Annotated in this window: 13 protein-coding genes; 4 read left to right on the top strand and 9 right to left on the bottom strand. The window is 32.0% G+C overall.

The features are described 5' to 3' along the window. Position 1: 1 nt before the first annotated feature. The 8 genes from E9099_RS14165 to E9099_RS14135 all read right to left on the bottom strand — a co-directional run bounded on the left by E9099_RS14165 (position 2) and on the right by E9099_RS14135 (position 6,302). Positions 2-1,333: a cytochrome ubiquinol oxidase subunit I gene (locus E9099_RS14165; protein WP_136584195.1), complete on the bottom strand. Its 1,332-nt coding sequence runs from the start codon at positions 1,331-1,333 to the stop codon at positions 2-4. Positions 1,334-1,602: 269 nt separating this feature from the next. Further along, entirely contained in the window at positions 1,603-1,752 is a 150-nt protein-coding gene (locus E9099_RS19260) for a hypothetical protein (RefSeq protein WP_168800759.1), read from the bottom strand. Positions 1,753-1,843: 91 nt separating this feature from the next. Then, positions 1,844-2,431, bottom strand: a complete 588-nt coding sequence (locus E9099_RS14160) for a methyltransferase domain-containing protein (protein WP_136584194.1) — start codon at positions 2,429-2,431, stop codon at positions 1,844-1,846. After that, the gene (gene trxA / locus E9099_RS14155) at positions 2,431-2,727 is read right to left on the bottom strand and encodes a thioredoxin (protein ID WP_136584193.1); all 297 of its coding nucleotides are present in this window, start codon (positions 2,725-2,727) and stop codon (positions 2,431-2,433) included. The genes E9099_RS14160 and trxA overlap by 1 nt, the downstream gene beginning before the upstream one ends. A gap of 49 nt (positions 2,728-2,776) precedes the next feature. After that, positions 2,777-3,046, bottom strand: coding sequence for a heavy-metal-associated domain-containing protein (locus E9099_RS14150; protein ID WP_136584192.1), 270 nt, complete (start codon positions 3,044-3,046; stop codon positions 2,777-2,779). A 175-nt stretch (positions 3,047-3,221) separates the two neighbouring features. Next, positions 3,222-4,637: an MBL fold metallo-hydrolase gene (locus E9099_RS14145; protein ID WP_136584191.1), complete on the bottom strand. Its 1,416-nt coding sequence runs from the start codon at positions 4,635-4,637 to the stop codon at positions 3,222-3,224. 173 nt (positions 4,638-4,810) lie between these two features. Next, complete coding sequence (locus E9099_RS14140) at positions 4,811-5,605, bottom strand: sulfite exporter TauE/SafE family protein (protein ID WP_136584190.1); 795 nt, start codon at positions 5,603-5,605, stop codon at positions 4,811-4,813. A gap of 64 nt (positions 5,606-5,669) precedes the next feature. Then, on the bottom strand, positions 5,670-6,302 hold the full coding sequence (locus E9099_RS14135) for a Crp/Fnr family transcriptional regulator (protein WP_136584189.1): 633 nt from the start codon (positions 6,300-6,302) through the stop codon (positions 5,670-5,672). 167 nt (positions 6,303-6,469) lie between these two features. Here E9099_RS14135 and E9099_RS14130 point away from each other — a divergent pair, with 167 nt between their 5' ends. The 3 genes from E9099_RS14130 to E9099_RS14120 all read left to right on the top strand — a co-directional run bounded on the left by E9099_RS14130 (position 6,470) and on the right by E9099_RS14120 (position 11,516). Continuing rightward, on the top strand, positions 6,470-6,895 hold the full coding sequence (locus E9099_RS14130; protein ID WP_136584188.1) for a response regulator: 426 nt from the start codon (positions 6,470-6,472) through the stop codon (positions 6,893-6,895). A gap of 92 nt (positions 6,896-6,987) precedes the next feature. Further along, positions 6,988-9,696, top strand: coding sequence for a TonB-dependent receptor domain-containing protein (locus E9099_RS14125; RefSeq protein WP_136584187.1), 2,709 nt, complete (start codon positions 6,988-6,990; stop codon positions 9,694-9,696). Then, positions 9,696-11,516 (top strand): YfiR/HmsC family protein, encoded by a 1,821-nt coding sequence (locus tag E9099_RS14120; protein WP_136584186.1) that lies wholly within the window; start codon positions 9,696-9,698, stop codon positions 11,514-11,516. Before E9099_RS14125 ends, E9099_RS14120 begins: the two co-directional genes overlap by 1 nt. A gap of 17 nt (positions 11,517-11,533) precedes the next feature. On the opposite strand, the gene E9099_RS14115 is transcribed toward E9099_RS14120, so the two are convergent. After that, positions 11,534-12,301 carry a zinc-dependent peptidase gene (locus E9099_RS14115; RefSeq protein ID WP_136584185.1) on the bottom strand — a complete coding sequence of 256 codons (768 nt, stop codon included), beginning with the start codon at positions 12,299-12,301 and terminating at the stop codon, positions 11,534-11,536. A gap of 103 nt (positions 12,302-12,404) precedes the next feature. On the opposite strand from E9099_RS14115, the gene E9099_RS14110 reads away from it, so the two are divergent. Continuing rightward, on the top strand, positions 12,405-13,064 hold the full coding sequence (locus E9099_RS14110; RefSeq protein ID WP_136584184.1) for an HAD family hydrolase: 660 nt from the start codon (positions 12,405-12,407) through the stop codon (positions 13,062-13,064). The last annotated feature ends 7 nt before the right edge of the window (positions 13,065-13,071 follow it).

The following is a 13,071-nucleotide window of genomic DNA, read 5'->3' as shown; positions in this document are numbered from 1 at the left end:
ATTAATGTGTTTGAGGTTTTGGACCTTGATTAATAGTTTTACCAACTAAGACTAAAAATAATAAGCCTAAAAGCATATATAAAGCGACAAAACCAAGTAATGTAAATAATGTGTTTCCTGAAGATACTGTTGGCGAAATACCATCGCTAGTTTTTAATAAACCGTACACTAAATACGGTTGACGTCCTAACTCTGCAGTATACCAACCTGTAAGGTTTGCAATGTAAGGAAATGGCACCAAAAACATAATAGTCCATAATAATGGTTTTAATGTGTATAGTTTTTTTCGCCATAAAAAGAAAAGCGCTAACGCCATAACACCAATAAAAATGGTGCCTAAACCAACCATTATGTGGTAAGAATAATAAAGCGCAGGGATATTACTAGGCAATTCTTCCTCTTTAAATTGATCCATTCCTGGGATTTGTTTATCCCAATCTTGATGCGTTAAAAAACTCAATACGTTTGGAACTGCTATTTTATTATCTAGCTTTTTTTCTACCATGTTAGGTTGTCCAACTAAAACAATTTCGGCTCCAGCCTCTTCTGTTTCAAAAATCCCTTCCATAGCTGCAAATGCTGCTGGTTGATATTCTGCAACATTTTTAGCATTCCAATCACCTGTTGGGAAAGCAACCAATACACTAGATATTAATCCAAAAATAACACCTGTTTTTAAGAATAGTTTCCCGTATTCTACTTGTTTATTTCTTAGTACATAAAAGGCTCCAATACTTGCCACAACAAAAGAAGACGTTACTACAGAGGCTATTTGATTATGCAAAAAGGCTGGTAATAACCAAGGATTTGTAAAGAGTGCCGAAAAATTATCTAAAACAAATTTACCGTTTTCTAAAACCTCAAAACCTACAGGATGTTGCATCCAAGCATTAGTTGCTAAAATAAACCAACCACTTGCCCAAGAGCCTAAAAAGACTAGAAAACCTGTTAAAAAGTGTAGTTTTTGTCCCATTAGTTTTTCACCAAAAATAAAGAGCGCTAAAAAAGAGGATTCTAAAAAGAATGAGAACATCCCTTCCATTGCCAACGTCTGACCAATAATACCACCTGTGAGTTCTGAAAACTTAGCCCAATTGGTACCAAATTGAAATTCCATTGGAATCCCAGTAACAACTCCCATGGTAAAATTAATAGCAAAAATTTTCATTAAAAATTTTGCTGCATTATTATACTTTTCGATGTTATTTCTTAAATATTTCCATTTAAAAAAGACGATCAATAATGATAATCCCATGGTTAATTGCGGAAATATATAATGAAATGTGATAGTAAATGCAAACTGCAACCTATCGTAAAAGAGCATGTCTTCCATAGCCAAGTGTTTAGATTGTAAAAATACGACACAACGCATAAACGCTGTGTAACTTTTATTACAAAAAAGCCTCGAAATGAGACTTTTTGTTATTTTAAATATACAATTACAAAAGAAGGATAATTTGGTTTGTGATAGTTACGACTTAGACCATACTAAACCCATATCCTACCTTTACAACTATTAAAAGTTAGTAATCACGCAATTTAATGTATAAAAAAAACGCATAATATGCGCTTTTTTTTAATTGTTATGTTTACTGTTTTAAATTATCTTTCTTTAGGCTCTTCTTTATCTCTATCACTATTTGTCATTGAGCTTACTAACAATCCGATAAGTCCTAGGCAAACAAGCGCGAATATAGCAATCATTATTACTCCGTTGTTCCAATTGTATAATGCAATGTTTTGAGATATCATAGTGTAAAATTTATGTCGTTAGTTAATACTGTAAAATTACTATTGCCTTTTGATATTTTTTATGACAATTATCAGTTTTACTAAACCTTTCTTAGTTATCCTTTTTTTTAATAACAAAAAATAATTCTCGTCCTGCTCTTGGCTTTATTGAGTTATAAGCCTCCTTCATAACCTTAATATCAAAATAAGGCTTAAAATAGCCTAAATACTCTGTTTTACTACCGCCAAAAGGTGGATGTGTTGTATTTAAAATCGCATCAAATAGTAATCCTGCAACTTTACCTTTTAGATTTAAAATCTCAGAAGCCTTTTTAGCGTAAGAACTTCTCAATCTTGGATCTATTGCACAAAAAAAAGTTTGTTCAATAATTAAATCGAAAGTCATATCTAAATCAAAAAAATTATTTACAATTAAATTTGATGATGGAAAATCGGGTACTCTAGTTTTTAAACTATCTAAAGCTGTTTTAGATAAATCCACTACATATACATTAATGAAGCCTTTATTATAAAGGTATTCTGCCTCATAACAATTACCTCCTCCTGGAATTAAAATTTTCAACTCCAAATTAGTTAATTGATCAAAATAAGCTTGTAATGGCGGCGAAATGGCACCTAAATCCCAACCAATATCGTTAGATTGATATTTATTATCCCAAAAATCCGCATTTAAATCCATTAGTACGTTGCTGTAATAACATCAATCAATTCATTTTTTTGTAGCACACCTGATTGTCTCCAAACTTGTTTTCCTTTTTTAAATAGCAATAACGTTGGCACACCTCTAACTTGATATTTAGATGCTAATTCTTGATTTTTATCGACATCAATTTTTATAATTGACACACGTTCTTTTAAATTATCCTTTACGTCTTTTAAAATAGGGCTCATTGTTTTACAAGGTCCACACCATTCTGCATAAAAATCCACCAACACTGGTGAATCTTGATTTATTATTTCTGAAAATTTACTCATGTTTAATTATTTAGATACAAAATAGTAAAATTATCCTTTTAAAACTATTTTATTTTGAAAGTTTACCTGTCGCACAACTAACAAACGATTTAGCTTTAAACATCAAATTGTTATCATCATCTATTGAAGGATAACCTAATATTTTAAGTTTATCTTTTACTGTTGCAGCATCAACTTTGTTGTTATGACTAAATGTAATTAGGCTACTATCAACATCCACATTAATATCTGTTATATTTTCTATTTCTGCTAATTTAGTAGTGATAGAGTTTGCACAACCACCACATTTTAAGTTTTGTACTACTATTGAAGTGTTCATTTTTAATTCTATTTTAAATTTTGGTAAACTATGTTCGTCTTAAGACTAAACTATTACAAATAATAAATAAAGTTACTATAAATTAAAAGCTTGAACGGTAACTAATGTTACACAAAAAAAGCGCGTATTACAGTGATGCAATACGCGCTTTTACTAACTAAAAACAACTGTAATATTATTTTAATGTTGTAGGACACACAAAGTCTGTTCTTGGTATATCTGTTTTCTTGATCGCCCCATAACCTCCAGCGACATCAATTAAATTATGAATGCCTCTACTTTTTAATATTGAAGCCGCAATGACAGATCTGTAACCACCAGCACAATGGATGTAAAAAGGTTTATCTTCTGGGAACTCGCTTAAATGACTGTTTAGATTATCTAAAGCGGTATGTTTTGCTCCGTCAACATGCTCGGCTGTAAATTCGCCATCTTTTCTTACATCAAAAATGACGTCTTTATTGTCTTCGTAACGTTTAGCAAACTCTTCTGCAGAGATTGATGTTAATGTATCATAATCCATCCCTGAACTTTTCCAAGCCTCAAAACTACCCTCTAAATACCCAATTACATTATCAAAACCAACACGAGATAACCGTGTGATCACCTCTTCTTCTCTACCTTTTGGAGCAACTAATAAAACCGGCTGACTAACGTCTGCAATTAATGCACCCACCCAAGGCGCAAATCCACCATCAATACCAATAAATATAGAACGTGGAATATGTCCTTTTATAAATTCGGTTTGATTACGCACATCTAAAACAATGGCCTCCGTTTCATTTGCTGCTGTTTCAAAAGCCTTAGGTGTTAATGGTTTTTGAGATTTTGTCATGACTTTATCAAAACTTTCATAACCTTTAATATTCATCATAACATTTTGAGGAAAATAAGCCGGAGGTTCTGACAAACCATCTAATACTTCGTCTATAAATTCGGCTTTAGTCATATCCGCACGTAACGCATAATTCACCTCTTTTTGATGCCCTAAAGTATCAGTAGTTTCTTTACTCATGTTTTTACCACAAGCAGAACCAGCACCATGTGCTGGGTATACAATAATACTATCTGGTAAGGTCATAATTTTATCACGAAGTGAATCAAATAAATATCCTGCCAGTTTTTCTTGTGTTAAGTCTGACGCTATTTTTTGTGCTAAATCAGGACGACCAACATCTCCAATAAATAAAGTATCTCCTGTAACTATACCGTGCTCTTTTCCATTTTCGTCAATAACAAGATAAGTTGTACTCTCCATAGTATGACCTGGAGTATGGATGGCTTTTATTTTGTAATCTCCGACTTCAAATAGTTGACCATCCGTTGCTATAATTGCATCATATGATGGTTTTGCTGTTGGACCAAATACAATTTGAGCGCCTGTTTTTTCTTTTAAATCTAAATGGCCAGACACAAAATCTGCATGAAAATGCGTTTCAAAAATATATTTGATTTTAGCATTGTCTTGCTTTGCTCTTTTTATATACGGTTGTACTTCCCTTAACGGGTCAAAAATTGCTGCCTCTCCATTACTTTCTATATAATAGGCTGCGTGTGCCAAACAACCTGTATAAATTTGCTCTATCTTCATTTTGAATTCTATTTTATATTTTGATAAAATGAGTTCGCTTTAATAGCTCTGTTCATTTTAATTCTATTCTATTCTATTTTGCTAAAAGAAATTCGCCTTTAGGCTAAAAATCTTGTTTAATTCTTCAAATTTACTAATGTTTTTAAATTTTTAGGGCAACCTAAGTTACATAATTAAAAAACTAATTCTTTTAAAATGATATAAATTGACATGACTAACACAAACCAACCAAAGCTCTTTTTTAATTTTTTTCCTGAGACAAATTTAGAAAAATAGCCTCCAACCAATATACCTACAATTGTTAATGAAGAAAAGGTTAACAGAAAAAACCAATCAATATCCAAGGTTTGTGCATCTCCAGAAAACCCTATTAACGAATTAATTGCTACAATAACTAAAGATGTTCCAACTGCTTTTTTCATATCTAAACCAGCCCAAAGTACAAGTGCAGGAACATATAAAAAACCACCACCTGCTCCAATTAACCCCGTAATAACACCAATTATTATACCTTGTACGAAGGTTTTATAATAGGGTTGAGAACCTGTAGAAACAGACTCCTTTTGTTTTGTTTTAATCATCGAAAATGCAGCCAAAAACATGATTATTGCAAAAAATATCATGATTGCCATACCTTTGGTTAACGAAAATTCGCCGATGGTAAAAAGCTTATCTGGTATCGCAGGCACCAAATATCTTCTAGAGATAAAAACGGCGATAAATGAGGGAAATGAAAAAGCTAAGCCTGTCTTAAAATCCACTAATCCTTTTCTGTATTTTTCAATCACACCAACCAGTGATGATGACCCCACCACAAACAAGGAATAAGCGGTTGCTATTATAGGATTAAATCCTAAAAAATAAACTAATAACGGTACTGTTAAAATTGAGCCTCCTCCTCCAATTAAGCCTAAAATAGCACCAATTAAAAAAGCTGCAACGTAAGTAAATATTTGTGTAAAATCCATAGGTTGTATTATCACTAACAAAACTAATGCTTTAAACAATAGTTATATGTAACAGTTGTTACGTTTATAATGCTATTACTGTAATATTGTTTCTGTGTAGTTTTATTTTCCCGGCAATCTCTAAGGTTTTTAACAATCTGGATATTACCACTCTAGAGGTGTGTAAATCTCTAGCAATTTCTTGATGTGTCACATGTATAACCTCATCATGATTAACCATAGCTTTGTCTTTTAAGTACTTAAATAGACGCTCGTCCATTTTTAAAAAGGCAATAGTATCAATAGCTTCCAACAATTCTGACATGCGATTATGGTAACTTTGCAACACAAATTTTTGCCAAGATTTATATTTACCTAACCATTCTTCCATTTTAGCGACAGGTACCATGATTAATTTAGTATCTGTTTCGGCCACAGCCCTAATTTCACTTTTAGAATTCCCTAAACAACAAGATAATGTCATTGCGCAAGTATCGCCTTGCTCTATGAAGTATAATATTAACTCGTCTCCATCTTCATCTTCTCTTAAAATCTTAATAGCGCCACTTACCAAAAGTGGCATTGACTTTATATAATCACCAATTTCTATTAATTTAAATCCTTCAGGAATGTCTTTGTATGTCCCAACATTATTGATTTCTTGTATCAATTCTTCTTCAAATAAATACCCATAATGTTGTTGTAGTTCTTCTAGCATCGTATATTTTTTACAAGGTAAAGTTAAGTAAAATTGGCCAATGTAATTGTAGTTACATAACTAAACGTACCCTGCTACTAATCGTACCTTTCTGTCCATTCACCGAATAAAACAAAAATGAATATGGAATATTGAATACATTTCAGAAATAATTATATCATTGTACAATGCAAAGTAATCCTCCCATAAAATTCACCTTATTAATTGATGACGATAAGGTTATCAACTTCTATAATGAGAAAATAGTTAATAAGCATCAAGATTTTATTAAAGTATTTGCTGTTAACAGTGGTATGAAAGCATTACAATATCTTAATAATGCTATTCTAGGTGTCGTTAAAAAACCTGATCTTATTTTTCTAGATATTAATATGCCTGCCATGAATGGTTGGGAATTTATCGAAGAATATGACAAACTAGACAAGGCCTTCACGTCCTCTATTAAAATCATTTTATTGACCACTTCTAATAATCCTGATGACTTTGAACGTTACAAAACAATAGAGTTGCTAGAAGACTTTATCAATAAACCACTATCAGACAGCCTGCTAACTAATTTAATAGAAAGTCATTACAAGGAAAAAACTTTTTAGCTTTTTTTTACACTATTTTTGCTTTAAACAAACACATTCTAACCCTTTAAGTTAATTTTTTAACGGCATCTATTCAGTAAATAAAAATTATTATGTTTATCCCATTAAAACAGTACATTAGTTGCCTATTTCTATTGTGCTTTTATTTAAATACTTTTGCGCAAGACAGAGCAACAATAACGGGATTAGTTTCTGATCAATTTGGCACATTACCTGGTGCTAAAATAAGTATTGAAGGTACCAACCTTAATACATCAACAGATGTCAATGGTATCTATACTATTAATTTAGAAGAAGGCGATTATGTCGTCACCGCAAATTTTGTAATGTACAATTCTGTGTCAAAGAGTATAACCGTCAAAGTAGGAGAAACAGCAACCCTAGATTTTATCCTAGAAACTGGTTTTTCAATAGATCAACCCGTATCTTTAGGTTCTAGAGCTCAACCAAAATCTTCTTTAAGGACGACTGCCCCTGTCGACATTATATCTCCACAAGATTTAACTAATGCTACACAAATAGAGTTAAGTCATATATTACATTATCTAGTGCCTTCCTTTCATTCAACAAATCAAACCATTTCTGATGGTACAGACCACATAGACCCTGCAACCTTAAGAGGTTTAGGTCCAGACCAAGTCCTTGTTTTAGTAAATGGAAAACGACGTCATAATAGTGCGTTGTTAAATGTTAATGGTACCGTTGGACGTGGTACTGTTGGAACAGATTTTAATGCCATTCCTGTTGCTTCTGTAGAACGCATCGAAATACTACGCGATGGTGCTACCTCTCAATATGGATCAGATGCTATTGCCGGTGTGGTAAATATTATATTAAAAAAACAGGTAGAAGTTATTGATATTGTTGGTCGCGTAGGTGTTAATAGCGAAGGAGACGGTCAAACAAGTTATTTTAGTGCCAATTTTGGTTTTGATATTGGCGATAAAGGTTTTATTAATATTACCGGAGAATATCGTAGCACAGAAGCGACCAATAGAGCTGGAAATTATACTGGTCCCATATATTCTAATACACCAAGCGAAGACGCACTACTAATTAATAACAATAATTTTTTTAGTACTACAGGTTATGATAAGCAACAAATAATGGAAATCGGGTCTGCTAAAACACAAAATTTAGCAATCTCTTTTAATGGAGAGCTCCCTATCTCTGAAACAACTTCTTTTTATTTTAATGGTGGTAGAAACTATAGAGAAGGAAAAGCAAAAGGCTTTTATAGATTACCAAAAGACGAAGACCGTGTGGTATTGGAATTATTTCCTAATGGGTTTTCTCCACAAATTTTAACAGACATACAAGATGATGCTGTAACAGCTGGATTTAAAGGTGTTAAAAACAATTGGGACATCGATTTTAGTCACTCTATTGGTAAAAATGCTTTAGATTATACTGTAAATAACTCTAATAATGCGTCTCTTGGTATTGCCTCTCCTAAAACTTTTTATTCTGGAGGATTTATGTACCAACAAAGTACTTCCAATTTAGATATCTCAAGAACATACGATTGGTTACATGGTATAAATATTGCTTTTGGTGCAGAACTAAGAGTCGAAAATTATCAAATTATAGCAGGAGAAGAAGCTTCTTATATCGATGGAGGCAGCACCTATGTAGATGCTTTTGGAGACGAGCAGCCAAGTATTCCTGGAGCTCAAGTATTCCCAGGATTTCAACCAGAAAATGAATTGAGTCGTTTTAGAACAAATAGTGCCGGTTATATTGATATCGAAACTAATGTCTCTGAAAAACTATTAATCAAAACGGCTGCGAGATATGAATCTTATAATGACTTTGGAGGACAATTAATTTGGAAAGTTTCTGGTCGTTATAGAGTCAATGACGCCTTAGGTATTAGAAGTGGAATTTCAACTGGATTTAGAGCCCCTTCCCTACACCAAGTTTATTTTCAAAATATAAGTTCTCAATTTATTAATGGCGAAATAATACAAGTAGGAACATTTAATAACGAAAGTGCTGTCGCACAAGAAGCTTTTAAAATTCAAAACCTGAAACCTGAGCTATCTAGACATTATAGTTTAGGGGTTAATGGTAAATTACAAGATAATTTTTCTTTTACATTGGATTATTATTACATAAAAATTAAAGATCGTATTGTACTATCTGGTCGTTTTGACGAAGGTTACGAAACGATATTAGAACCTTTTAATGTTGGTGCTGCTCAGTTTTTCACCAATGCAATAGACTCCAGGACTACCGGTTTAGATGCTGCTGTACAATACAAAACGACTCTTAGTTCAGGAAAATTAGATGCATCTCTAGCTGCCAATTTTAATAAAACGAAAGTCATCGGAGATATTAAAGTGTCCGAATCGTTAGTTGGTCAAGAGGATGTCTTATTTAATAGAGAAGAAATTGCACGAGTAGAATCTGCACAACCTAATTATAAGTTTAATAATCTACTTTCTTACGAATTTGATAACTATAAAATAGTTTTAGGAAACACCTTTTTTGGAGATGTCACTTTTATGCATCCGGAAGACGGGAATCCTGACAACTGGGTTTTAAACGAGTTTTCAGGCCAGGTAGAAACTAGAGATCAAAAATTTACACCTAAACTAGTTACAGATTTAGCATTTTCCTATAAAGTTAGCAGCACTCTCGAGTTTACATTAGGTGGTAATAATATTTTTAATGTCTATCCAGATAAGCATACACACTCTGCTAATATAGATAATGGAAATTTTGTTTACAGCAGACGTGTACAACAGTTTGGCGTAGATGGTTCTAATTTTTATTTAAGAGCCTTTTTAAAACTATAATGAAGTGTAATATAAACCCCTTCCTTATTACTCTCAAAAACAAATCTGTTTTAATAGGATTCTTTATGTTTTTTTGTGGCATATCATTGTATGCTCAAAACGATTCTAATGCGCAAGTCAAACGACTACAACGGGCAATATTTATTTACAATTTTGCCCAACAAATTGGTTGGCCCAATCAAGCGGATACTTCTACTTTTAAAATAGGTGTATTAGGCCCTGATCGTGCGTTAATTGATTTTAAATCTTTAGCACAAAAACGTCAAATTAATAACAAACCAGTAACTGTTGTAAGATTTAACTCGGTAAAAGAGATTAAAGACATACAATTACTTTATGTCAACAAATCTTTTAATTTTGATATCAATTATGTCTTAAACAAAATTTCAGGACAAAATATACTTTTAGTAACAGAAGACTATAATTATCATACCTCTATGATAAATATGGTAAATGTAGGTGACTCTTTTGAATATGAAATAAATAATCGAACGATTACTAAAGACAATTTTGTAATCGCTAAATCCTTACAAACACACGCCATTAGTTCTTCTCAAAAATGGAAAGATTTATACCAAACAACCGAAGCTTCTTTAGAAAAATCTAAGAAAACGGAAGCAGAACAACAACAAAAACTAAAAGATAAAGAGTTAGAAATTTCATCTCAAAAAGATAAAATTAACACGCAAGACAATACTATTGACACTATATTAAATACGGTTTCAAAGAAAAATAAGTGGATCGAAAAACTCTCTGATAAAAACGACTTACAGAAACAAAATTTTGAAGATAAGCTCTTAATAGAACTAGAATTAGAAGCCGATATTAAACAGCAACTTGATATTATAAAACAACAAGATGATAAGATAAATTCTAGAAATAAAGACATTCAAAAACAACAAAATCTAATTCAAAGTCAAAATAATGAAATTGAATCTAAAGCATTTATTTTAGCACAAAAAGAGTCCCAATTAAGCACCCAAAAAACAATAAACATCTTATTACTAACACTAATAAGCTTAGCTTTACTAACGGTCCTATTAATTTACATAAGTTATTTAAGCAAGAAAAAATTAAACAAGACTTTAGAAGACAAAAATTTGGCTATCCAAAAACAAGCATTAGAATTAGAAATTAAAAATGATGAGCTTGAGCAATTTGCATACATCGCCAGTCATGACCTAAAAGAACCATTAATAACCATTACAGGTTTAATTGATTTGTTGGTTGATGAATATGAAGATAAGCTAGACGCTAATGGAAAAATGAGTCTTAACTTTATAAGTGAATCGAGTTTAAGAATGCAAAAATTAATTGATGCCATTTTACAGTATTCCCGCTTAGGTAAAAGTAAAAAAACTGTGGATATAGACTGCAACTCTACTCTTAATATTTTAAAAGACGACCTGAAAAATGTCATAGATAGGACAGGTACAACACTACTATTTAAAGATCTTCCTATTATTAAAGGTGCTAGCTTAGAGATAAGATTATTATTTCAAAATTTAATCAGCAACGGTATTAAGTTTACCCCAAAAGACACCAAGCCAATTATAACTATTAATAGTGTTAAAAAGACAAATGCTGATACGGGGGATTACTGGGAGTTCTCTATAAAAGACAACGGTATTGGTATTCCTGAAAAACATAGAGAACGTATCTTCTCTATCTTTCAACGCTTACATTCTAGAGATGAATACGATGGAACAGGAATTGGACTAGCCCATTGTAAAAAAATAGTTGAAGCTCATCGTGGTAAAATTTGGTTGGACTCTGAAGTTGGTAAAGGCACCACTTTCTATTTTACAATTCCGGCTTAATAATTAACCAACCGCTTTTATTTATGTTTCTGAAAGCACAGAGATAACATATTGTATAATTCAGGATGTTTCTGTTTGAATAACTTTGGACGTTCAAAAAAGTACTCTGACGCTACTGCAAAAAACTCAGCTTGACTTGTCCCTCCATAATTTCTTATATCTGAGGTATCGTTATTAATGCGCTCCATTTCTTTGTACATTAACTCTAACCAAGGTTCGATATATTCTTTTCCTAATAAGTACTCAGGGATACCATCGGTTTCTCCATCCATTTTATCCAATAAATGAACAAATTCGTGTACGGGCGTGTTATGTTTATCTGTTTTATTGTTAAAAGCTAATCGTATTGCTTTTTTAGATAAAATCATTTGTTTTTCAAATCTACCAGTCCCCACCATTCCTAGTATTTTTTTATTACTATCCAAATCAGAAAATTGTAAATCTTCATTAAAACTATCTGGATATACAATAATACCACTCAAATTACTATAACTCCAATTAGAAAAACCAAATACTGGAATAATAGCACTAGAGGCTATTAAGATTATATCCAATTCTTCAATTTCTGTATTAACACCATCTATAGTAACTTCACTTAAAAAAAGACTCATCCTCTGTCTAAACACCGCTTGATCCTTTACAGATAAATGTTTATAAAACAACACATGCTTAAGGAGCATATCATGCCAATGTGCAGGGAATTGTTTTATTTTCTTTGGTTTTATAATGTAAAACGCATAAACAATAATGGCTACGAGTACTATAAAAATAAGTGTGTAAATCATATGGCTTAATTATAGCTGCAAAATATTCTAATTATAACAGAGAAAAAAATTTATGTCTGGTAAAAAAGCACATTATAAGTATCTTCGCTAAAAAAGAACAACTATGTTTAAAGCGGTTTTATTTGATATGGATGGTGTAATTGTAGATACGGAACCTCTACATAAAAAAGCCTATTTTTTAATGTTTGACCAATTTAACATATCGGTTTCTAAAGCGTTATATGAATCTACTACTGGACAATCAACGATTAATGTCTGCAGAAAATTATGCACCATTTTTGAATTGGAAAATAATCCTGAAGAATTAGTACAGTGCAAGCGTCAAATATTTACAGATTTATTTCATAGCGACCCAAGTCTTAAACTTATTGAAGGTGTTCTTGATTTGATTCAGAACTATCATAGCAATGGTTTAACTCTGGTCTTAGCCTCTTCTGCATCCATGGGCACGATTAATAACGTATTTACTCGATTTGATTTAAATCAATATTTTAAAGCTAAAATTAGTGGTGCAGATTTACAAGCCTCGAAACCACATCCAGAAATTTTTGAAAAAGCAGCACAATTAGCCGGATTTCCTCAAAAAGATTGTTTTGTAATCGAAGATTCTACCAACGGGATTAAAGCTGCAAAATCTGCAGGAAGTTATTGCATTGGCTACGATAGCCTACACTCTAAAAATCAAGACTACACTTTAGCCGATTTAGTGACGTCAGACTTTAAGAGTATACATCATAAGCATTTAAAAAACATAAGCTTTTAGGACGCTT

The sequence above is a fragment of the Psychroserpens sp. NJDZ02 genome, from assembly GCF_004843725.1.
Classification (GTDB): Bacteria; Bacteroidota; Bacteroidia; order Flavobacteriales; family Flavobacteriaceae; genus Olleya.
The sequence above is the reverse complement of the archived record's forward strand: the minus strand, read 5'-3'. Positions and strand labels throughout refer to the sequence as shown.

What these genes read in the sequence shown, in the direction of transcription:
- E9099_RS14110 (WP_136584184.1), top strand. Translation starts at nt 12,405, where the DNA reads ATGTTTAAAGCGGTTTTATTTGATATGGATGGTGTAATTGTAGATACG.
- E9099_RS14160 (WP_136584194.1), bottom strand. Translation starts at nt 2,431, where the DNA reads ATGGATTTAAATGCGGATTTTTGGGATAATAAATATCAATCTAACGAT.
- E9099_RS14165 (WP_136584195.1), bottom strand. Translation starts at nt 1,333, where the DNA reads ATGGAAGACATGCTCTTTTACGATAGGTTGCAGTTTGCATTTACTATC.
- trxA (WP_136584193.1), bottom strand. Translation starts at nt 2,727, where the DNA reads ATGAGTAAATTTTCAGAAATAATAAATCAAGATTCACCAGTGTTGGTG.
- E9099_RS14120 (WP_136584186.1), top strand. Translation starts at nt 9,696, where the DNA reads ATGAAGTGTAATATAAACCCCTTCCTTATTACTCTCAAAAACAAATCT.
- E9099_RS19260 (WP_168800759.1), bottom strand. Translation starts at nt 1,752, where the DNA reads ATGATATCTCAAAACATTGCATTATACAATTGGAACAACGGAGTAATA.
- E9099_RS14135 (WP_136584189.1), bottom strand. Translation starts at nt 6,302, where the DNA reads ATGCTAGAAGAACTACAACAACATTATGGGTATTTATTTGAAGAAGAA.
- E9099_RS14150 (WP_136584192.1), bottom strand. Translation starts at nt 3,046, where the DNA reads ATGAACACTTCAATAGTAGTACAAAACTTAAAATGTGGTGGTTGTGCA.
- E9099_RS14125 (WP_136584187.1), top strand. Translation starts at nt 6,988, where the DNA reads ATGTTTATCCCATTAAAACAGTACATTAGTTGCCTATTTCTATTGTGC.
- E9099_RS14115 (WP_136584185.1), bottom strand. Translation starts at nt 12,301, where the DNA reads ATGATTTACACACTTATTTTTATAGTACTCGTAGCCATTATTGTTTAT.
- E9099_RS14140 (WP_136584190.1), bottom strand. Translation starts at nt 5,605, where the DNA reads ATGGATTTTACACAAATATTTACTTACGTTGCAGCTTTTTTAATTGGT.
- E9099_RS14130 (WP_136584188.1), top strand. Translation starts at nt 6,470, where the DNA reads ATGCAAAGTAATCCTCCCATAAAATTCACCTTATTAATTGATGACGAT.
- E9099_RS14145 (WP_136584191.1), bottom strand. Translation starts at nt 4,637, where the DNA reads ATGAAGATAGAGCAAATTTATACAGGTTGTTTGGCACACGCAGCCTAT.